Source organism: Marinomonas pollencensis (assembly GCF_003387375.1).
In the GTDB taxonomy this organism is placed as follows: domain Bacteria; phylum Pseudomonadota; class Gammaproteobacteria; order Pseudomonadales; family Marinomonadaceae; genus Marinomonas; species Marinomonas pollencensis.
The window spans coordinates 1-20,403 of the sequence record NZ_QUNG01000007.1; the positions used below are offsets into that span (position 1 = coordinate 1).

The window sequence follows — 20,403 nt, forward strand, 5'->3', positions numbered from 1 at the left end:
ACGCTCACCAACGAAAGCGGTACAGCAAGCATAATCAGCGGCTCGGTTGAATCCAATAGCAATCTGAATGTCATCTATCGGCCTTAAGCTGAGGTATTCTCATGTGTAAAAACTACTTTTAGAGGAGCCAGAACCACAGACGGCTCACATTACGCTTTAAAACGCCCATATTTCGTTTTAATTTCCTGCTTAGTATCCTGAGAATGTCTGACTTTTATAGAAAAAGTTTTTAATTCTGTGCATTTATACTAGTTTAATGCCTGTCTTAATTATTCTGTTTAATTATTGAGATGCCTGTCTGAATTATTTTTGATTACTGGGGGAATCGTTAAAGCTTTAAGCAAGTATATTGATTGCAGTCTAAGCAGCTTAGTCTTCGTTGAGGCCGGTGAGTTGTGGTTACTGTATTTGTCGTTTACCGCGGGTTAAAAAGTTTATGTTTTATTTCATTTGAAAGTTATTTTGTAACATAACATTCTTAAATGACTTAGTTTTTAATACTAAGTTGATATGGCTTTGGTAAGCTTAATGTTAACGTGATAAGCCGATTAAACGATGTCCTTAATGAAGGGGTATGTGCTTTATGTTTACTAAAGAAATGGCGTATACGGCGCTGCAAACTTGGTGTGACAATGTAGTAAAAGTTGGAAAAGTGTACGCTGAAGGGGGTGATGCTCAAGCAGTTTCTTTACAGGTGCTGTCGGATAATTATGATTACGATAATGGCCATGTATTGTTTAAGCCTACGCAAACATTTGGTGAACAGACTTTTCGTCCAACAAAAGAGGGTGCTCTGTCTTATTTTGTCGGGGGCAATAGCGAGTTTCCTAATGATAAAGGCTTTAAGCTCAAGCCTTGGGTTAAGGTCTGGTACAGTAAGGAAGATTTGATTCTGCATAATGACTTAGCCATTGTGCAATGTAATGTACACTTTATAGGCAGTGATGATAGTCATATTTTTGTGAATAAAAGCTTTGTTTTTAGAGAGTGTGATGATGGTAAAGTTCGGATTATTCTTCATCAATCTTCATTACCCTATCAGCCTTAAATGTTTTTGTTTCAGTTGCTGTTAAAAATTAATCCGTTAAAGCGGCTCATAGCTAATTAGGTTTGTCGTTTACCGTTTTGCATTGATCTATGCTTCTCGTGCTAAGTTTTACTTCTCATGGATGAGAGTTCGTATTATCCCCCCGTTGAGCTGAAAATTAATATCGTTTTCTACCTCTAGATAAGGATACCTTATTTCTATTATATGCATGACGCCGCAATATTTTATCAGGGGTGGTAAAATTTCTTTGACGGGTTTCAAATGAATTGAACGAATTTCTTACTGTGGAGTGTGTATGTCGGATAAAGGTCTTCTTGGGTCTGTCTATGAAAAAATTGCCAATGAAGAAGATGCTCGAGCCTGTGAGCGAATTGATGAGTCGGCTTGTAAAGAAGTTCCAGGTAATTTTATTAAGCTGATTATCGCTCAGTTTTTTACCAATTTAGGTGACGCCATCATTAATCCAAAAGTCACTCTGCCGTGGATTCTTCAAAGCGTTGGTGCTCCAGCGTATTTAGTCGGCTGGTTGGTTCCGATTCGTGAATCTGGATCTTTGTTGCCGCAGTTGGCGATCGCGAGTGTAATTCGTAAGTTACCCATTCGAAAATGGGTATGGGTTGTTGGCAGTGTGATTCAATCGTTGAGCATCGTCGCTGTGGGGCTTGTGGCTCTGACATTTACAGGTACGTTGGCGGGTTGGTTAATCATGCTGTGCTTGGTCGTTTTCAGTTTGGCGCGAGGCTTGAGTTCTGTTGCATCAAAAGATGTATTGGGAAAAACTGTGCCGAAACGTCAACGTGGGCAGGTGACTGGTTGGTCTGCAAGCGTAGCAGGTTTGGTTACGGTGGGTATCGCCGTGGTAATGATGCTCAGTGTTTTCACTGAATTTGAAGCCAGTCCTGTGATATACGGCTCCTGTTTAGTAGCCGCGGCCATGGTATGGTTAATCGGTGCAGTAGTCTATTCGCGAGTGGTTGAATTTTCGGGTGAAGTTGATGGCGGTCGTAATGGCTTGATGGAGGCCCTAAAGCAGTTAAGCTTGTTGAAAACAGACCGAGCGTTTCGTTTGTTTGTGATTACGCGATCTTTGTTTCTTTGTACTGCTTTGAGTGCGCCGTTTTATGTGGTGTTGGCGCAGCAAAAATTAGGCAACGATGTCTGGGTATTGGCGATGTTTTTGTTTGCTAGTGGGCTTGCTTCACTTGTCTCTGCTCCTTTTTGGGGACGATTTTCGGATCGCTCGAGTAAAAAAGTAATGATGCTGGCTTGTTTATTAAGTTCAGTGGTTGGCTTTGTTTTGTTTGCAGTTTCCTATTTTCAACCGACCCTATTTCATCATGTTTTATTATTACCTGTTTTGTACTTCTTACTCACCATTGCCCATCAGGGCGTACGTGTAGGGCGCAAAACGTATTTGGTGGATTTAGCTGATGGCAACAAACGTACGAGTTATGTGGCAGTGAGTAATACTGTGATTGGTGTCATGCTGTTACTAATGAGTTTGATAGGCACGCTGACGCAAGTGATTTCCATAGAAGGTTTGATTGTCACATTTTCTGTGATGGCCATTGTTGGCGTACTGATGGCGATGCGTTTACCAGAAGCTTGATGGGTTTAGCTGAAACGCTAGGCATAAAAAAACCGCAGAGCCATCTTTAAGGTATGGCTAACTGCGTTTTTTTGAAGAAAATATCTTTTCGTAGCACTTAACCTGGTAAGTTTTCTTTTAACCAGCTAATTGCTTGAGGATAAGGTTCTGGCAAAGCAAGGGAGTCTAGTGCATTAACCAGTACAGTAGGGTTTCCACTGCAGAAGTTTAGGTGACCAACTTTGCGTCCTGGTCTGACTTCTTTTTTGTACCAATATAATTCTAAGCTTTTAATGTTCAGCCACTGGTAGTCTAGATTCACACCAATAAGATTGACCATCATGCTTTGATTTTTTATCTCTGCTTCGACAAGAGGCAAGCCAGATACCGCGCGGACATGGTTTTCGAATTGGCAGACATTGCTTCCTGCTTGTGTCCAATGGCCACTGTTATGCACACGAGGCGCCAGTTCGTTGATAAGCAGTTCATCCCCTACGCGGAAGCATTCCATAGCCATCACACCGACGTAATCTAAGGCGTCCATCAGTTTGCCGAGCATCGTTTCTGCGGTACTTTGATACTGATCAAGGCGCTTCAATGGTGAAATAGAAGCATACAGAATGCCATTGATATGAAGGTTAAGTGTCAATGGGTAAAAGTACTTCTTACCGTCTTTACCGCGAACCCCGACCAAGGATACTTCTTCATCAAAATTAATCGCTTGTTCAGCAATAGCTTGGCCTTTCCAATCTTCTGGGATCTCAGACTTCTCCGCTTGCTTAAGCCAATATTGGCCTTTGCCATCATAGCCGCCACGACGGCGTTTCATGAGTACACGCTCACCTAAGGTTTGATAGGCGTAATCAGCAGTTGAATCCTGTTCAACTGGAAACCAAGGCGCTGTTGCAAGGTCAAGGCGGTCTAGCCATTGTTTTTGCGTCAGGCGGTCTGCCAATTGCGGAAAGGTTGCCAAGTTAACAAAGTTGTTGTGCGTTGCAAGTTGCTCTGTGGCGACAGTGGTGGGCCACTCTTCTCGCTCAGCAGTGACAATATCATCCGCCTGCAATGGAAGTTCGTCATTTGACTCAATGTCGACAGGACGAACGTCTAGCCCCAGCGGAGTGCCCGCTTGTTTTAACATGGCGCCAAGCTGACCGGCACCTAATACCCATAAAGTTGACATTTAGGCCTCACGAGGATCTGGGTTAGCAAGAACAGTTTCAGTTTGTTGAGTACGAAACGCATCAATCTTTTTTGCCAGCTCTGGGTCCGAGTTCGCCAGAATTTGACAAGCCAATAGACCCGCATTAAAGGCTCCTGCTGTGCCTATGGCTAAGGTGCCAACCGCAACGCCTTTAGGCATTTGAGCGATCGACAATAAACTGTCCATGCCGTTTAAAGCTTTGCTCTGTACTGGCACACCCAGCACTGGTAGGCGAGTGTGCGCAGCAACCATGCCTGGTAAGTGAGCTGCACCGCCAGCGCCACCAATAATGACTTGAAAGCCTTTTTCAGCAGCTTGTTCAGCAAACTCAGTTAGCTTGACTGGTGTGCGGTGGGCAGAAACCACTTCAACGTGATAGTTCACGCCAAGTATGTCCATGATTTCAGCGGCACTTTCCATAGTAGCCCAGTCACTTTTAGATCCCATAATAAGGGCAACTTTTGCTTGCAAAACAATTCTCCTGATAGTGATTTTCAACGTGGTGTGCTGAGGGGCAGAGCGACGTTGATAGATTAAATAGAGTCGCTTGTTATTAGGTGGCCTAACACATAAATAAAGCGATATTAATTGGCCGATAATATAGCCGATTTTGAGGGAAACAGCGAGTAGAAGCAGGCGATAACAAGCGAACAGTGAGGTAAAAAAAGAGCGACTTAAAGTCGCTCTTTTAGGTATTGATCATAATCGGGTATTCTGCGCTCAAATTCGCTGTCGAACAGCGGAGAAGAAATCAAGAAATTGGCCGATGATACGCTGCAGGCGATCGGGATATTCCAGACCGCAGCAACGCGCAGTAACGCTTTTATATCTGGGTCATGTGGCATCGGCTCAAAGGGGTCCCAGAAAAAGATCAGGACATCAACTTTACCTTCTGCAATCATGCCGCCCAGTTGCTGATCACCACCAAGTGGGCCGCTGATAAGGGGTTGCACTGGTACTTTTAATTGCTTTTGCATTAAATTCCCAGTGGTCCCAGTGGCCATTAAGTTGTGCTTAATCAGCTTTTCTTTGTGCTTTTCCGCCCACTCAATCAGCTCTGGCTTCATGTTATCATGGGCCACCAAAGCAACGTTTTTACGTACTGGCGTGGTGATGGTTTTTTTCAGCAAGACTTTGCTCGTCACAGTAGATTATTCCTCTGTTTCGCCCACTTTCACAATTTTCATCATGTTAGTAGTGCCGTGGCTGACTAGGTGGTCACCTTTTGTCACGATAACCAAGTCGCCATCACTGATTAATCCCAATGATTTAACGTGATCAACAAGACCTTTTACTATGGTTTCAATGTTGAACTCTTTTGAAGAGAATGCCACTGGGGTAACACCGCGGTATAGGTTGACTTTATTTAGTGTCGCTTGATTTGGCGATAGCGCATAAATAGGCAAGCCAGAACTAATGCGAGACATTAGCAATGGAGTAGTGCCAGACTCAGTTAAACTGATGATCGCTTTTACGCCTTCAAGGTGATTGGCTGCGTACATGGCAGACATAGCAATCGTTTCATCAATGTTAGTAAAAGTAACGTCGATACGGTGCTTAGAACGATTGATAGCGGGCTGTTTTTCTGCGCCCAAACAAACGCGATTCATGGTTTGAATCACTTCTTCTGGGTATGCGCCAGCAGCCGTTTCCGCAGACAACATGACGGCATCGGTCCCATCGAGTACTGCGTTTGCAACATCGAATACTTCTGCGCGGGTTGGCATAGCACTAGTAATCATGGTTTCCATCATTTGTGTCGCCGTGATAACAGGGCGGTTCAATTGACGGCAGCGTTTGATCATGTGTTTTTGTACGCCGATAAGCTCGGCATCACCGATTTCTACACCAAGGTCACCACGAGCGACCATTACTGCGTCTGAAGCAAGAATAATGGAGTCTAGCGTTTCGTTATCAGCAACGGCTTCAGCGCGTTCTACTTTAGAAACGATGCCAGCTTTAAGACCCGCTGCTTCAGCCAGAGCGCGTGCTTCGTGAAGATCAGCGGCGCTACGTGGGAAAGAAACAGCAAGATAATCTGCTTTTAATGCCGCGGCTGTTTTGATGTCTTCTTTATCTTTTTCCGTCAACGCTGCAGCAGATAAGCCGCCACCTTGGCGGTTGATCCCTTTGTTATTAGAAAGTGCACCACCAACGATGACTTTGGTAATAACTTCTAAGCCTTTTACTTCAAGGACTTCAAGAACTACGCGACCATCGTCTAGTAATAAAATATTACCTGGCTGAGAGTCTTTTGCTAGCTGTGGGTAGTCAATTCCTACACGAGTTTCATCGCCACTGTTCTTATCAAAGCCCACATCTAAAATGAAGGTTGCACCGTCTGCTAATTCTATTTTCGTATCTTTAAAGCGAGCGATACGAATTTTAGGCCCCTGTAAGTCACCAAGAATAGCCACATGACGGCCATTTTTCTCCGCCATTGCACGAACCACATTCGCACGATCAATATGATCTTCTGGTTGGCCGTGGGAAAAATTAAGACGGAAAACATTGGCACCAGCTAGGATCAATTTCTCGATCATTTCTGGAGAGCTGGAAGCAGGACCAAGTGTTGCAACAATTTTTGTTCTACGAGTCATGATAGAGTACCAAACATTAAAAAGCGTGTGATGGAGTATAAGATAGGACAAAGGCCGCGTCAGCAGCCTTTGTTAATAATGATTATTTAGCGCTCATTAATGCGATAGTATTGTCTAACATGCGATTAGAAAAGCCCCATTCGTTGTCATACCATGCCATGACTTTTACCAACTTACCTTGAACGCGGGTTTGTGTCGCATCAAAGTTAGAAGTGTAATCGTTATGGTTAAAGTCGCTAGACACTAAAGGCTCATGGTTTACATGCAGCACTTGCGCTAAAACAGGGTCTGCTTTTACCGCATCTTCAATAATTTGGTTTACTTCTTCTACTGTGGTTTCGCGTGGCGCCAAAAAGGTTAAGTCCACCAGAGAAACGTTGATAGTAGGAACGCGAACCGCCATGCCGTCAAATTTACCCACTAGCTCAGGAACCACTAGGCCAACCGCTGCTGCTGCACCGGTTTTACTCGGAATCATGTTCATTGCCGCTGCGCGAGCACGGTATAGATCATCATGATATACGTCTGATAGGCGTTGATCATTTGTGTAAGCGTGGATGGTTGTCATTAAGCCGCTTTCAATACCCAATTTATCACTAAGTGGTTTCGCAATTGGTGCTAAGCAGTTAGTAGTACAAGAAGCATTAGAGATAACCGTCATGTCAGCCGTTAAAACGTCTTGGTTTACGCCGTAAACAACGGTCGCGTCTACTTCTTTACCTGGTGCAGAAATGATAACTTTTTTTGCACCAGCAGAGATGTGTGCGCTGGCTTTTTCTTTTGTTGTGAAGAAACCAGTACATTCGTAGACAACGTCTACACCTAACTCTGCCCAAGGAAGGTCCGCAGGGTTACGTTCAGAGAAAGTGCGGATTTTGTCCGAATTGACATACAAAGCATCGTTGTCAAAAGTGACTTCGCCATTGAAACGGCCATGAACTGTGTCATATTTAGTTAGGTGAGCATTGGTTTTTGAATCACCAAGATCATTAATAGCAACCACCTGAATTTGGTCGCGTTTGCCCGATTCGTATAGGGCTCTAAGAGTGTTGCGTCCAATACGTCCGTATCCGTTGATTGCTACTTTAATAGTCATACTCACCTCTAAATATCGTGAAACCCCATCTTGCTCTTGCTCATCTATAGGAGGAAGGCAAATGGATAAATGTATTCTTTGACGTAAAAATACTACATAACGTAATTTTCAAGCAAGGATAGCGGTTGAAATAGCTGTTTTTGATTAAAAAGTATGCGTTCGTAGTATGTTTTTAACATCATACAATAAAATATGTTACTGCTGGATGATATTTTAAAGGAAAAAAGAGGTTTTTGGCGACTATTTTGTAAATTAATTACATTATTTTATCTTTGATCGTATTTTTATGGTTTTTCTGGATGATTTTTTTTAAAAATGTAGTAATATTACAAAAAATGATTTCACGTCAGTCGGGCAGTGACTGCGACAGAAACGGAGCAAAGTATGAATCCTATCGTTACGAAAGTAACTGAAGCCATCATTGAGCGTAGCCAGTCTTTACGAGCTCAATACTTATCCGATATGAAAAAAGCACAAGAGCAAGGGCCACATCGTGGGAGCTTATCTTGCGGCAACTTAGCTCATGGATTTGCAGCCTGTCAGCCGACTGACAAGCAGAAGCTGACATTAATGGAAGAAGCGAACATTGGTATCATCTCTTCCTATAACGATATGCTTTCTGCCCATCAACCATATGAAAATTACCCTGACCAAATTCGTCAAGCCGTGGCTGAAATGGGTAGTGTTGCGCAATTTGCCGGTGGTGTACCAGCCATGTGTGATGGAGTAACTCAGGGTCAAGATGGCATGGAGTTGAGTCTCTTTAGTCGCGACAATATAGCCCAAGGGGCTGCGATTGCCTTGTCCCATAATATGTTTGATGCCGCTTTGTATTTAGGTATCTGTGACAAGATTGTTCCTGGCTTGTTGATTGCTGCATTGCGTTTTGGTCATTTGCCTGCCTTGTTTGTGCCAGCAGGGCCAATGCATTCTGGTATTTCTAATGCAGAAAAATCAGCAGTGCGTCAGCGTTATGCACAAGGCCAAGCAAACCGTGAAGAATTGCTAGAAGCGGAATCTGCGTCTTATCACAGTGCTGGTACTTGTACTTTTTACGGTACCGCGAACTCGAATCAATTGCTGGTTGAAATGATGGGACTGCAATTGCCTGGATCATCATTTGTGAACCCCAATGATGAGTTGCGTGGTGCGCTAACAAAACATACCGCACAATTGGCAACCAAGATTACTTCCTTGGGGCGTGATTTCCGTCCTTTGTATGAAATCGTTGATGAACGCAGCATTGTTAATGCCATCGTTGGTTTATTAGCCACAGGTGGTTCTACTAACCATACGATGCATATTGTCGCGTTTGCTCGTGCGGCGGGCATTATTATTACTTGGGATGACTTTGCGGCTTTGTCTAAAGTCGTTCCATTGCTTACACGCATTTATCCAAATGGCCAAGCGGATATTAACCACTTCCATGCGGCTGGTGGCATGGCTTATTTGGTTAAGCAGTTATTAAAAGGTGGGTTATTGCATGAAGATGTAATGACGATTGTAGGAAAAGGGCTAACACATTATACCAAAGAGCCTTTCTTGGACGGTGATAAAGTCGTCTGGCGCGATGGTACAGAGAGCAGTTTGGACCTTGATGTGGTTCGTCCAATTGAAAACCCCTTCAGTAAAGAAGGTGGCTTATCTCTACTAAAAGGTAATTTAGGCCGTGCTGTCATCAAAGTCTCTGCGGTAGCTGAAGAAAACCGCATAGTCGAAGCGCCTGCAGTGATATTTCATAGCCAAAATGATTTGGCCGATGCGATTTCTAAGGGTGAATTAGAGCGGGATTGCATTGCTGTGGTTCGCTTTCAAGGGCCAAAAGCGATAGGCATGCCTGAGTTGCATAAGCTCACACCTTATTTGGTTAATCTACAAGACAAAGGCTACAAAGTGGCGCTTGTAACAGATGGCCGTATGTCTGGCGCATCTGGCAAGGTGCCTGCCGCGATTCACTTAACACCTGAAGCTGTTGCTGGTGGCTTGATTGCTAAAATCCAAGAGGGTGATTTGATTCGTCTTGATGCCGTAGAAGGGACGATCTCAGTGCTCGTTTCTGATGAGGAGTTGGCATCCCGTAGTGCCGCTCAACAAGATTTAACTGCTTCTTACCAAGGTATGGGGCGAGAGCTATTTAGCGCTCAGCGGGCTCTAGTGAGCGGTGCTGAACAAGGTGCTTGTAGCTTGTTTAATGACTAATTAATAGTTTCCTCTGACTACTAACGTTTGTTAGTAATGGTGTTTAGGGCTTGCTTTGCAAGCCCTTTTTTTGTTTGCCACCCCGTCAGGTTGAAAGAAATCTGTCTCACCATGATTGGGGGAAGAGAGTCCGAATCAGACCAAGAGTAGGCGCTCTTAAGGTAGTGCGTTGCTGACCAACGCCAAGGCTTGAAGGGCGATAGAAGGTTTGTAGTAGGTTAGCAGTACACAATGCAAATCAAGCTGTTTTGGTAGCTTAGGTTTGGTAGACTAATCCATGTTGTCGTGTTTTCGACGTCAAGTCAGCACTCTTGATCGGCCATGAATTCCATAGGTTTTTCTCAGCTTGCTTATAAGGCATGTTGCTTTTTTCTACGGCCATCATTATCTGCAATTTAAAGCCCATTGTGTGATCACCTTGAGTGTGCAACTGCTTGGTATTACTTGATGTCTCCATAATAGGTCTTCTAGGTGTAAGCCTATTTCAGGACGGAATAGAAGGCATAAAAAAGCCCAGCTCAAAATATGAGCTGGGCTTTATTATGAATCAGAAGTGTCGTACTTAGTCTAGAGTGTCCAATGCTTCTGTGTATTCATCGAACTTATCAGTCACTGCTTTCTCTGGAGCTCCGCTAATCAGGCTAAAGATAACGATAGCAATAGTTGAGAAGATGAAGCCAGGTACAATTTCGTATAGATCGAAAATGCCACCGTGAAGCTGTTTCCAAACAACGATAGTTACGCCACCCACAATGATACCAGCAAGGGCGCCATTGCGGTTCATGTTACGCCAGAACAGGCTCAACAGGATGGCTGGGCCAAATGCTGCGCCGAAACCAGCCCATGCGTAAGATACTAAGCCAAGTACCGAGCTGTTCGGGTTTAGGGCAAGAATCAAAGCAACAATAGAGATGGCAACAACAGCAAAGCGTCCAACGTTAACGATTTCTTTTTGTGATGCATTCTTATTGATCAGCTGCTTGTAGAAGTCTTCAGCCAAAGCGGAAGAAGAAACCAATAATTGGGAATCCGCTGTACTCATGATCGCCGCTAGGATAGCAGCAAGTAGGATACCAGCAACCACTGGGTGGAAGACCGCGTTAACCATGATCATAAAGATTTTTTCTGGGTCTGCTAGGTTGCCGCCTAAGTGGTTATCAACGTAAACGATACCAGACAAGCCAATAGCAAGTGCACCAGCCATACATAAGATTGTCCAAATCACCGCGATACGACGAGCAGACGTGATGTCTTTGTTAGAGCGAGAGGCTTTAAAGCGCGCTAGAATATGAGGTTGACCGAAGTAACCTAGGCCCCAAGCGACTAGTGAGATAATGCCGATTGCAGACAGAGGCTCACCTTTAACGTTAGTCCAGATGTCTAATAGCTCTGGGTTTTTAGCTGCCAGTGTCGTAGACAATTCTGACCAGCTGCCATCAAGAGCAACGACAGGAACGATCATTAAAGCGGCAGCCATCATTAAACCTTGTACTAGGTCGGTCCATGCAACCGCTAGGAAACCACCGAATAAAGTGTAAGAAACCACACATACAGTACCGATGACAACGGCGTAGGTGTAATCAAGGTGGAAAACCGTTTCAAACAATTTACCGCCGGCTACTAGACCTGAACTTGTGTAAAACAAGAAAAATAGCAGGATGAAAGCCGCAGAAATGGTTTGAATAAGTTTGGATTTATCTTGAAAGCGCGTTGCTAGGAAGTGAGGAATCGTTAGCGAGTTATCTGCTTTAATACTGTATGTACGCAAACGTTTTGCACACAATAACCAGTTTAACCAGGTGCCGACTAACAAACCGCCGCCAAGCCAAATAGATTCCATACCAGAGGCAAATGCGTAACCAGGTAGACCAAGCAATAACCAGCCACTCATATCAGATGCGCCAGCGGAAATAGCAGTAGGCCAAGGTCCTAGTGATCGACCTCCAAGAAAATAGTCTTCTGCGTTGGATGTAAGTTTGTAGGCATAAAGCCCAATACCAAGCATGACAATAAGATAAGCTAAAAACGTAAAGCTTATCGCATAACCAGTGTTCTCAATCATTGTAGTTCCCTAGTCGTCGATAGAATCATCTTAATGCATGGCACTGACATCGAGTGCTTCAATACTGTTGAAAAGTATTTGTTTGATGGCAGGCCTAAATAGTATCTAGCAGGAAAAAACTGCATCTATTTGCACTGAATAATTATAATTTTTAATAGTTAAAGTCGCTGAAATATGACTAAAAAGCGAATGATCAATTATATTATATTTTGACCATTTTTAGCACAGTTCATGACTAGGTTGTGCATTCTAGGTAGGTATAGACGGATTATCTTTCAAAAAACTCTGGTAAAGTTACAAAATAATCCGGACCTGATGCGAAAAAGAAGAAATGTGAGTCAAAAAAGTGTCAAAAAGACAAAAGGCACCTAAGGTGCCTTTTGTGAGCGAATCAGTAAGTTTACTTTTTCTCTACTTTAGGAAGACGCGTATCTTGTACACTTAATTTTAGTTTACGAAGATGTGCGTTAAATTCTGGACCACGCTTTAAAAGCACGCCAGTGGCTAAAGCATCAATCAAGGTTAGGTAGACAATACGCGAGCTCATTGGCGTATAAATGTCGGTATCTTCTGTTTCTTCAATTGGCAGTACAATTGAGCAATGCTCAGTTAATGGAGAGTCAGGGTTAGTAATGCCAATTACGGTAGCGCCTGCTTCACGAGCGACGCGAGCAGTTTCTATGAGCGGTAATGTTCGTCCGGTATAAGAAATAATCACTACTGCATCGCCCGGATGTGTTCCGGCTGCAGCCATGCGTTGCACTAAAATATCTGTATAAGCGACAACCGGCATGTTTAAGCGAAAGAACTTATGGTGGGCGTCTTTCGCAACAGGACCTGATGCGCCTAAACCATAAAACTCAATACGGCGGGCTTGGGCAAGCACATCAACCGCTCGGCTGATTAGAGATTCAGGTAACATTTCTTGAGCGCGGGTTAGATTGTTCTTCGCTGCTTCAAAAATCTTACTGGTTACCGCTCCTGGAGCATCATCTGGTTCTACGTTTAAATTAACGTAAGGCGTACCGGTGGCTAAGCTTTGAGCTAAGGACACTTTAAAATCAGGGAAGCCACTTCCAATTAAGCTGCGGCAGAAACGGTTTACAGTGGGTTCACTGACTTCTGCGCGTGCTGCTAATTTAGCAATACTGGAATGGATGGTGGTTTTTGGGTCGGCAAGAATGGCCTCAGCTACTTTTCGCTCTGATTTGCTCAAAGTGCTTAGTCGTTCTTGTATCTTACGAATAATGTCTTCGTGTTTATTCATTGATCTGCTTCAAAATTGGCTATTGACTCGGATAGTTATGTTGCTCATTCTGACAGCGACTTACAACTCTGGCAATAAAATGATTAAAAATGGTTAATTTATCCGGTTATTTAGACAAAATTGTGGTGGCTTTACCCCAAAATAGCACAATTACCGCTATTCCTTTGGAAGAAGGTTTTTCAAATCATGTCTATCGATTGGACTGGGAGGGAAAAGCCCAATGGGTATTGCGTATTCCCGGTCTGGATGAATCTGCTTTTTGTATTGATCGCCAATCCGAGTTGCAAGTAATGAATATGGCCGCGCAAGCAGGCTTGTCTCCTAAACTAGTATGGCAGGATAAGATGGGCGCATTTGCCTGTCGTTTTGTTACTCCGCCTTCTTTTCCATGGACGGTTAGCCATTGCGATAAAAATATTATACGCATCAAAGAATTACTATTGAAAACGCATCAGCTGCCTGCGGTTGAACGAGTATTTTGTATTTATAAATTGATCGAACATTATTTAACCGGCATTGCCGATCGGTTGCTGGCGAAGCCTGAATTAAACCAAGAATACGATTACTTACATTCTCAGTTTGACGTCTTGCAAAGAGTGATTCCGAATCATGCCTTGGTGTTATGTCATAATGATCTAAACCCAAAAAACATACTAATGGACGATGAAGCCGCATGGCTTATCGATTGGGAATATGCCGGCATGGGAGATCCTTTATTTGATCTTGCTGTTGTGGCTCGGTCGCACAATTTAACCGCATCTCAGCGTCAGAGGCTTCTTGCTGCTTATCATCCTGAATTAGATTTGGCGGACAGTGAGTGGCGAATCCTGCAGTACGGTTTAGCCTATGCGCTGCGTGAAATGACTTGGCTGTTATTGAAGCATTTAACAACCCCTGAAGACCCCCAAGGACTGGCTCGCTACCAAGAATTTAAAGCGGCGCCTTGGTTGAATCCATTTTTCTCCCAGAACCCATAATATAGAGTAAGAAGATGAAGCTACCGATGAGTTGGCAGACCAGATTAGCCAATGAATTTGATAAAGACTATATGCAGTCTTTGATGCAATTTCTAGTGCGTGAGAGGGCGCAAAAATGCATTTATCCTGAGGCAAATGATTGCTTTAATGCGTTGCTTGAAACGCCTTTTGAACAAGTGAAAGTAGTGATATTAGGGCAAGACCCTTACCACGGAGCAGGTCAAGCCCATGGTTTATCATTTTCGGTGAAACCTGGGGTGAAAGTGCCGCCTTCATTAGTCAATATCTATAAGGAATTAGAGAGTGATTTAGGCATACTACCTGCCGCCCATGGTTTTTTGAATCAATGGGCAAAACAAGGGGTGTTATTGCTCAACAGTGTGTTAACAGTAGAAGTGGGAAAAGCTGGCTCCCATCAAAAAAAGGGCTGGGAAACTTTTACGGATAAAATCATTGAATTGATAAACCAAGAGCAAGAAGGTGTGGTGTTTTTACTATGGGGGGCATATGCCCAGAAAAAAGGCCGTTACATTGACCGCCAAAAACATTGTGTTTTAGAAAGCGTGCATCCATCTCCTCTGTCTGCTTATCGTGGTTTTTTGGGCTGTCGTCATTTTTCAAAAGCGAATGAGTACTTGCAAGCTAAAGGTAAAACGCCCATAAACTGGGCATTAGCACCAGTTTAACAGAGGAGTCGGTTTAAAAAGGAGCTGGTGAGCTCCTTTTTCATGTCCTACTTCAATGTATCTAACTGATAAGGTAGAGGCAGTAAGGTCACGGCTTGGTCTCCTAAAAAGAAGTGATCCACATCTGTAGGTTCTATATTGATGATGATTTGGGCAATATTCAGGCCATTAAAACACGCTTTTTTAAAGAGGCTGCCAATGTTTTTTCCATCACTGTCCAATAGTGTAGGAGCTACCTCACTATTGCCTTCCCAGCTGAAAAGCGCCAGCTGTTTTTTTGATTTGCCACGGTATTGCATGCGGGCAACGATTTCTTGTCCCGTGTAGCAACCTTTTGTAAAACTGATGCCTCCTGTGCGCTGCATATTGAGCCATTGCGGTAACACTTCTTCGCTGTGCTCAGCATTGATCAATGGTCGTGCTGTGAGCAAAGATAATAGTTCTGCCTGAGCTGGCGCCTTTGCCGTTTCGCTCTGAGCTTGGCTATTAGGCAGTAAGCGAATGCTTGCTTTGGAAGGAAACTCGCTAATCGTAAGCTGAATAGAACCTTGCTCCGTTTCAGTTGGCAGTTGTTCTATTAAAGCGTCTGGAACCTCAGTGCTCGTCGCAGCGCTAAATTCTGTCTGAACGGTATAGTCATCCGATGCTAAGTTGAGCTCTGCTTTAAAAAAAACGGCGTACTTTTTTAACTGGTTTAGCGTTGTTTCAAGTAACGCCTCGTTCATAATGAGTAAGATATCTTCTTCTACTTGAACGGCATAAAAGTTGCTGATGATGCGTCCTTTAATGCTACAGATTGCACCGTATAGAGCGTGATCAGCAGACAGTTTTGTCATGTCGCAAGAAGTTTGGCCTTGCAGTAGTTTTTTGGCATCGCTGCCTTGAATTCGCAGTATGCCCAGGTCAGGGGAATGAGAAACGACGTCTTGATCCAATAACGACGCTGCTAAATTCGATAAAATATTCATCAGTAAAGCCTATAGCCGAAAATAACACGGCATGATTGACAGTATGTTTGAAGGTGGGAAGCCATTACGATAAAGCATGACTGTGTCTTCCCTATACAAGGTTAAGTGGCGTTTATTTTAAGTTTTTCAATTGCCGGCCAGCTAATTGGCAGGCATTGCTTCAGAAAACTGCTCTTTTATCTGCAGAATCTTAGGCATTTCTTGGATCAACAGCATAACCAGATAAGGATCAAAATGCTTACCGCTCTGACCTTGAATAAAGTCGATCGCTTCTTCTACTGACCAAGCTCTCTTGTAAGGTCGTTCTGAGGTAAGCGCATCAAATACATCGACGAGGGCCACGATACGACCTTCAATTGGAATGTCTTCGCCAGATAAACCATATGGGTAGCCGCTGCCATCCCATTTTTCATGGTGGCTAATAGCGACTGAGCGGGCTAAGGCAATGAGGTGTGATTTCGGGTTGGATAATATTTCTGCACCGATATGAGTGTGGTTTTTCATGATTTCATATTCTTCTTCGGTCAGTTTTCCTGGCTTAAGAAGAATGCTATCAGCGATGCCTATTTTACCTAGGTCATGCATTGGTGCTGCCATCATTAATTCATCAGCAACAAACTCATTGTAACCACAAGCCATGGCGATAATCTTAGCAAAGTGACTAACTCGCTGAACATGCATGCCGGTTTCGTTATCTTTGTATTCAGCTGCCCGTCCTAGGCGTTGGATTAAATCAATGTGCGTGGCTTTAAGAACGTTTGCTTGAATTAAAGATAAGTGTGTTTTTACTCGAGCGAACACAATGGTGGGGGTGATGGGCTTGGTAATATAATCCACGGCGCCAATTTCAAAGCCTTTTGCCTCATCCACAGTATCGCGTAACGCAGTAACAAAGATCACAGGGATATGCTCTGTAGCCGGGTTTTTCTTGAGCCTTTCACACACCTCGAAGCCTGTCATTTCTGGCATCATGACATCCAGCAAGATGAGGTCTACTTTTTCTTTTTCGACAATTTTTAGCGCATCTTCACCGGAACGGGCGAACGAAAGGCGGTATTTGTCCTCTAGTACCTTTTTTAACACTCTAAGGTTGGTTGGCTCATCATCAACCAATAAAATTCTAGGAGAGTTAATGGCGCCAAGTATCATAGAGTTTCCTCTTCTGTATGAGATTGTTTGAGCCGTTCGAGCTCGATTATCCCTTGTTCAAAATCAAAATTAAACAAGTATTCAATGGCTTGGGTTACCTCTAGCTTTAATAGCGAAGGCGCACTGTTTATTAATTGTGTCATTTTATTGTCATCCAGCTCGCCACTTTTAGCGAGTGTGATGATCTCATTCATTAAGTTACGCATATTATTTAAACTAGCGGTTGGGCCCAGAGGGGTAGAGTCACTATGCGTTTCTATTTCTTGATCGGCTTCGTGATGGCTAAAGCGTGCTAGCTCTTCTAAAAAGCGAGTAAAAGAGAGTTCTAACTTGATGATATTATCATTGCAATCCTGCTGTGCTTGAGTGCGCGCGGCATTTTCTAGGCTGCTTGCTTGCTGAGATAAATTGACCAGAGCTAGGTTCGCTGCAACGCCTTTAAGAGCATGGGCTGACTTGCTTAGTTCTTGGTAGTTATCGGCCTCTAATAAACTCATAAAATGGTCGCTAATAGCCGTATTTTTGATCGAAAAATCATTGAGTTCTTTGAGATAGAGCTGACGCTCGCCCCACAAGTCTAATCCTTTCTCGAAGTGGATTTCTTTGCGTTTGAGTGGGGTAAGCTGGCTTTCATTGGCTTCTGATTGCAATGGTAGGTCGGTCATATCTAAGACACGAGCCATTTCATTGTTTAATGCCAAGCGATCGATGGGTTTGGTTGCAAAGCCATTCATACCTGCTTTTTTGGCATCCCGGCGGTCTTCCATTAAAACACTGGCGGTCAAAGCAATGACTGGCGTGTTTGGTATGTTGTGACTGGTTTCATAGGTTCGTATCACTTGTGTGGCAGTGACCCCGTCCATTTTAGGCATTTGCAAATCCATTAGCACCAAGTTTGGCCGTAGCGACTTATAAGCCTCTACCGCTTCTAAACCGTCCCGTGCGCTAAACACCGTATGTCCTTGACGAGAAAGCAGGTGCGACAAGAGTGTAATATTTTGCGGTATATCGTCTACCACCAAGATGTCTTGAGGGGGGATACACAGTAGCGCATTATTATCAGAAGCTTTAGGGGCTTCTACCTCATTTAGGGGGATGTCGAAATAGAAGGTGCTACCTACATTGACAGTACTTTTAGCATGAATAGTGCCGCCCATTAGTGCCACCAACTGTTTAGAAATACTAGTGCCTAACCCCGTTCCCCCAAAGCGGCGGCTCATTGAAGCATCCGCCTGAGTAAATGGGTCGAAAATCTTCTCCAGTCTGTCTGCTTCAATACCTATGCCTGTATCGGTTATTTCAAAGCGAATAAAGGGCGAAGTCACTGGGTAAACATTGAGTTCCACCTGGCCAGATTCTGTGAACTTAATGGCGTTACCTATTAAGTTGATCAGCACTTGACGGATGCGCTCGCCAGCACCCAAATAGGCAATAGACAAAGAGTCCGCCATATTAAACTGTAAGGAAATGCCTTTGTTTTTGGCTTGTAGCCATAGAGTAGAAATGGATGAGTCGACCAGCTCAGAAAGGATAAATGGCTGTAGGTCTAACTCTAATTTATTTTTTTCAAGCTTTGCGCTGTCTAAAATATCATTAAGTAAGTAGAGCAAAGAGCGAGCTGATTGATTAATGGTATCTAGGTGCTTTTGTTGTTCGGGGGCATTGCCCATTTCAAGTAATAGCTCTGAGAAACCAATAATGGAATTCATTGGGGTGCGTATTTCATGGCTCATGTTAGCCAGGAAGGCCGCTTTACTTTCGGCGGCAACTTCCGCTTCTTCTTTTGAGCGTCGCAGCTCTTTTTCCATTTTAACACGCTCGGTAATATCGAGCATGACGCCATCGATCCATTCAGGAATATCGTCTTCATTAAAGACGATGCTGCCATTTTCTAACACCCAGATAGTGTCACCGTTTTTATGTTTCAGACGGTATTCAAGAGAGTAAGACGTACGTTGGTTCATGGCGTTGGAAATAGCTTGGTTGACCCGCTCTATTTCATCCGGGTGAATGCATTGCTCCACCAATATATTACCTTGGTAGAAATCGTCGGCGTGCCATCCGATAAGTTTTTCTACAGCATCGCTGATAAAAATAGGAGGGATGTCGTGTGCAAATAAGGTCCGAAAAGACACCCCAGGGATGTTTTTAATCAGCGAGCGATATTGCTCTTCGCTTTTCTTAATCTTTTCTTCCATTTCTTTGCGGGCAGATATGTCTGTCACAAAACCAACGAACATAGGTTTTTGCCCAGCAACTTCAACCCGACCAATAGCTAAGCGAATAGGAACAATGTGCCCATTACAGTGAAGCGCTCTAATTTCATTATCAGACCCATCTTTTTGTTTTGCGGCGTTTTTAAGGTAGCTGATCAGCGCTTTACGACTATGAAGGTTATTTGATTTGGGCAGCAAAATAGAGATACGTCTACCAATAACCTCATCTTCACTCCAGCCAAAAATACGTTCGGCAGACTTGTTAAAAGCAACGATAGTGCCCTTAGCGTCGATGGAAATAATCCCATCTATAGCAGTGTCCAGTGTGGTTTGTAGGCGAAGCTCATTTTCTGCTTTTTCTTGAAATAGCTGACGGTAACGAATTTGAGAGGTGATGTTCGTTGCTAATATAGAAACCAAGATGGTGATGATGCCAATGATCAGAGAAAGCCCGTCGTGTGAGCTTTGCGACGAGCTTACCATATGGTTGGGGGTTGTTATAACAAAGCGAGCGCCTTCCATACCAGCATAATGCATGCCTGAAATCGCTGCACCCATAATAATCGCGCTGACCCCATTGATTACTTGTTGGTTTAACCTAGGCCAAGCTGTCGTAATGTAGTGGCGAATGGATAACGCGATAATAGCCAATACCACGGCAATCACGAGTGATGCAAAGAACCACAAAGGATCGTAGAGTAAGGTGGCATGCATATCCATGGCTGCCATACCCATATAGTGCATAGTCCCTATGCCTGCTCCTACGGCCGCGCCGCCCAGTACGAGTTTCCAAATGGTCAAATTCTGCTTATCGGCGAGAATATTAAGCGCTATATAAGAGGCGATAAGGCTGGGTATTATAGAAATGAGAGTTAGGACTAAGTCGTATTCCATTTTGCCATTCATTTGGAACGCAAGCATGCCAATGAAGTGCATGCTCCAAATTCCTCCAGCCATAATGAAAGAGCCAGATAGTAAAGCAATTTTTTTGTAGCGAGAGGAGGCAATATAGCCAGCAACAGTGGCGAAATGCAGGGTAAAAAAAGAAGCCGCAATCGCCACAATGATGGATATCATCACCAGCTTTAAATTATAGTGTCCGACCATAAGCAGGTTTTGTGGGATAACCTGTGTTACAAAAAAAGAGTCAAGTCCATTCATATGTCTATTCTTACCTATGGTTTAGAGGGGTTGTGTTCTCTATAGCCTGTAAAGGCACTATGTCCAAATAATAGGGTTTAATAAAAACGCTTAATACTAAAATCAATAAATCTAACAGCCTTGTTAATTTAAGATCGTAGTTGTGTAGCTGGTTCTAGTTGCTGAAAAGCTAGAATGATATA

15 protein-coding genes and 1 pseudogene are annotated in these 20,403 nt (G+C 43.6%); 5 read left to right on the plus strand and 11 right to left on the minus strand.

Annotated features, from left to right (window positions below):
- The first annotated feature begins 583 nt into the window (after positions 1 to 583).
- Both DFP81_RS10985 and DFP81_RS10990 read left to right on the plus strand, forming a co-directional pair.
- Complete coding sequence (locus DFP81_RS10985; protein WP_115897837.1) at positions 584 to 1,048, plus strand: hypothetical protein; 465 nt, start codon at positions 584 to 586, stop codon at positions 1,046 to 1,048.
- 295 nt (positions 1,049 to 1,343) lie between these two features.
- Positions 1,344 to 2,657: an MFS transporter gene (locus tag DFP81_RS10990; RefSeq protein ID WP_115897838.1), complete on the plus strand. Its 1,314-nt coding sequence runs from the start codon at positions 1,344 to 1,346 to the stop codon at positions 2,655 to 2,657.
- Between the two features lie 97 nt (positions 2,658 to 2,754).
- Here DFP81_RS10990 and purK read toward each other — a convergent pair whose 3' ends face one another.
- The 5 genes from purK to gap form a co-directional block, all read right to left on the minus strand.
- The gene (purK, locus tag DFP81_RS10995; RefSeq protein WP_115897839.1) at positions 2,755 to 3,819 is read right to left on the minus strand and encodes a 5-(carboxyamino)imidazole ribonucleotide synthase; all 1,065 of its coding nucleotides are present in this window, start codon (positions 3,817 to 3,819) and stop codon (positions 2,755 to 2,757) included.
- On the minus strand, positions 3,820 to 4,311 hold the full coding sequence (gene purE / locus DFP81_RS11000; RefSeq protein WP_115897840.1) for a 5-(carboxyamino)imidazole ribonucleotide mutase: 492 nt from the start codon (positions 4,309 to 4,311) through the stop codon (positions 3,820 to 3,822).
- A gap of 203 nt (positions 4,312 to 4,514) precedes the next feature.
- Positions 4,515 to 4,985: a methylglyoxal synthase gene (locus DFP81_RS11005; protein WP_115897841.1), complete on the minus strand. Its 471-nt coding sequence runs from the start codon at positions 4,983 to 4,985 to the stop codon at positions 4,515 to 4,517.
- A 6-nt stretch (positions 4,986 to 4,991) separates the two neighbouring features.
- Positions 4,992 to 6,440 carry a pyruvate kinase gene (pyk, locus tag DFP81_RS11010; RefSeq protein ID WP_115897842.1) on the minus strand — a complete coding sequence of 483 codons (1,449 nt, stop codon included), beginning with the start codon at positions 6,438 to 6,440 and terminating at the stop codon, positions 4,992 to 4,994.
- An 82-nt stretch (positions 6,441 to 6,522) separates the two neighbouring features.
- The gene (gene gap, locus DFP81_RS11015; RefSeq protein WP_115897843.1) at positions 6,523 to 7,536 is read right to left on the minus strand and encodes a type I glyceraldehyde-3-phosphate dehydrogenase; all 1,014 of its coding nucleotides are present in this window, start codon (positions 7,534 to 7,536) and stop codon (positions 6,523 to 6,525) included.
- Positions 7,537 to 7,920: 384 nt separating this feature from the next.
- Here gap and edd point away from each other — a divergent pair, with 384 nt between their 5' ends.
- On the plus strand, positions 7,921 to 9,735 hold the full coding sequence (gene edd, locus DFP81_RS11020; RefSeq protein ID WP_115897844.1) for a phosphogluconate dehydratase: 1,815 nt from the start codon (positions 7,921 to 7,923) through the stop codon (positions 9,733 to 9,735).
- A gap of 300 nt (positions 9,736 to 10,035) precedes the next feature.
- Here the strand turns inward: edd and DFP81_RS18130 are convergent.
- The 3 genes and pseudogenes from DFP81_RS18130 to hexR form a co-directional block, all read right to left on the minus strand.
- Positions 10,036 to 10,192, minus strand: a pseudogene (locus tag DFP81_RS18130) (IS3 family transposase); the annotation flags it as partial.
- A gap of 105 nt (positions 10,193 to 10,297) precedes the next feature.
- Complete coding sequence (gene putP, locus DFP81_RS11025) at positions 10,298 to 11,797, minus strand: sodium/proline symporter PutP (RefSeq protein ID WP_115897845.1); 1,500 nt, start codon at positions 11,795 to 11,797, stop codon at positions 10,298 to 10,300.
- A gap of 400 nt (positions 11,798 to 12,197) precedes the next feature.
- Complete coding sequence (gene hexR / locus DFP81_RS11030; RefSeq protein WP_115897846.1) at positions 12,198 to 13,064, minus strand: transcriptional regulator HexR; 867 nt, start codon at positions 13,062 to 13,064, stop codon at positions 12,198 to 12,200.
- A gap of 89 nt (positions 13,065 to 13,153) precedes the next feature.
- Between hexR and DFP81_RS11035 the strand changes: the two genes are divergently transcribed.
- On the plus strand, positions 13,154 to 14,041 hold the full coding sequence (locus DFP81_RS11035) for a phosphotransferase (protein ID WP_115897847.1): 888 nt from the start codon (positions 13,154 to 13,156) through the stop codon (positions 14,039 to 14,041).
- A gap of 14 nt (positions 14,042 to 14,055) precedes the next feature.
- Positions 14,056 to 14,727, plus strand: coding sequence for a uracil-DNA glycosylase (gene ung / locus DFP81_RS11040; RefSeq protein ID WP_115897848.1), 672 nt, complete (start codon positions 14,056 to 14,058; stop codon positions 14,725 to 14,727).
- 47 nt (positions 14,728 to 14,774) lie between these two features.
- On the opposite strand, the gene ygfZ is transcribed toward ung, so the two are convergent.
- The 3 genes from ygfZ to DFP81_RS11055 form a co-directional block, all read right to left on the minus strand.
- A complete protein-coding gene (gene ygfZ, locus DFP81_RS11045; RefSeq protein ID WP_115897849.1) occupies positions 14,775 to 15,695 on the minus strand; it encodes a CAF17-like 4Fe-4S cluster assembly/insertion protein YgfZ in 921 nt (306 codons plus the stop codon).
- A gap of 141 nt (positions 15,696 to 15,836) precedes the next feature.
- A complete protein-coding gene (locus DFP81_RS11050) occupies positions 15,837 to 16,844 on the minus strand; it encodes a response regulator (RefSeq protein ID WP_115897850.1) in 1,008 nt (335 codons plus the stop codon).
- Positions 16,841 to 20,221, minus strand: coding sequence for a PAS domain S-box protein (locus tag DFP81_RS11055; RefSeq protein ID WP_115897851.1), 3,381 nt, complete (start codon positions 20,219 to 20,221; stop codon positions 16,841 to 16,843). The genes DFP81_RS11050 and DFP81_RS11055 overlap by 4 nt, the downstream gene beginning before the upstream one ends.
- Positions 20,222 to 20,403 lie beyond the last annotated feature (182 nt).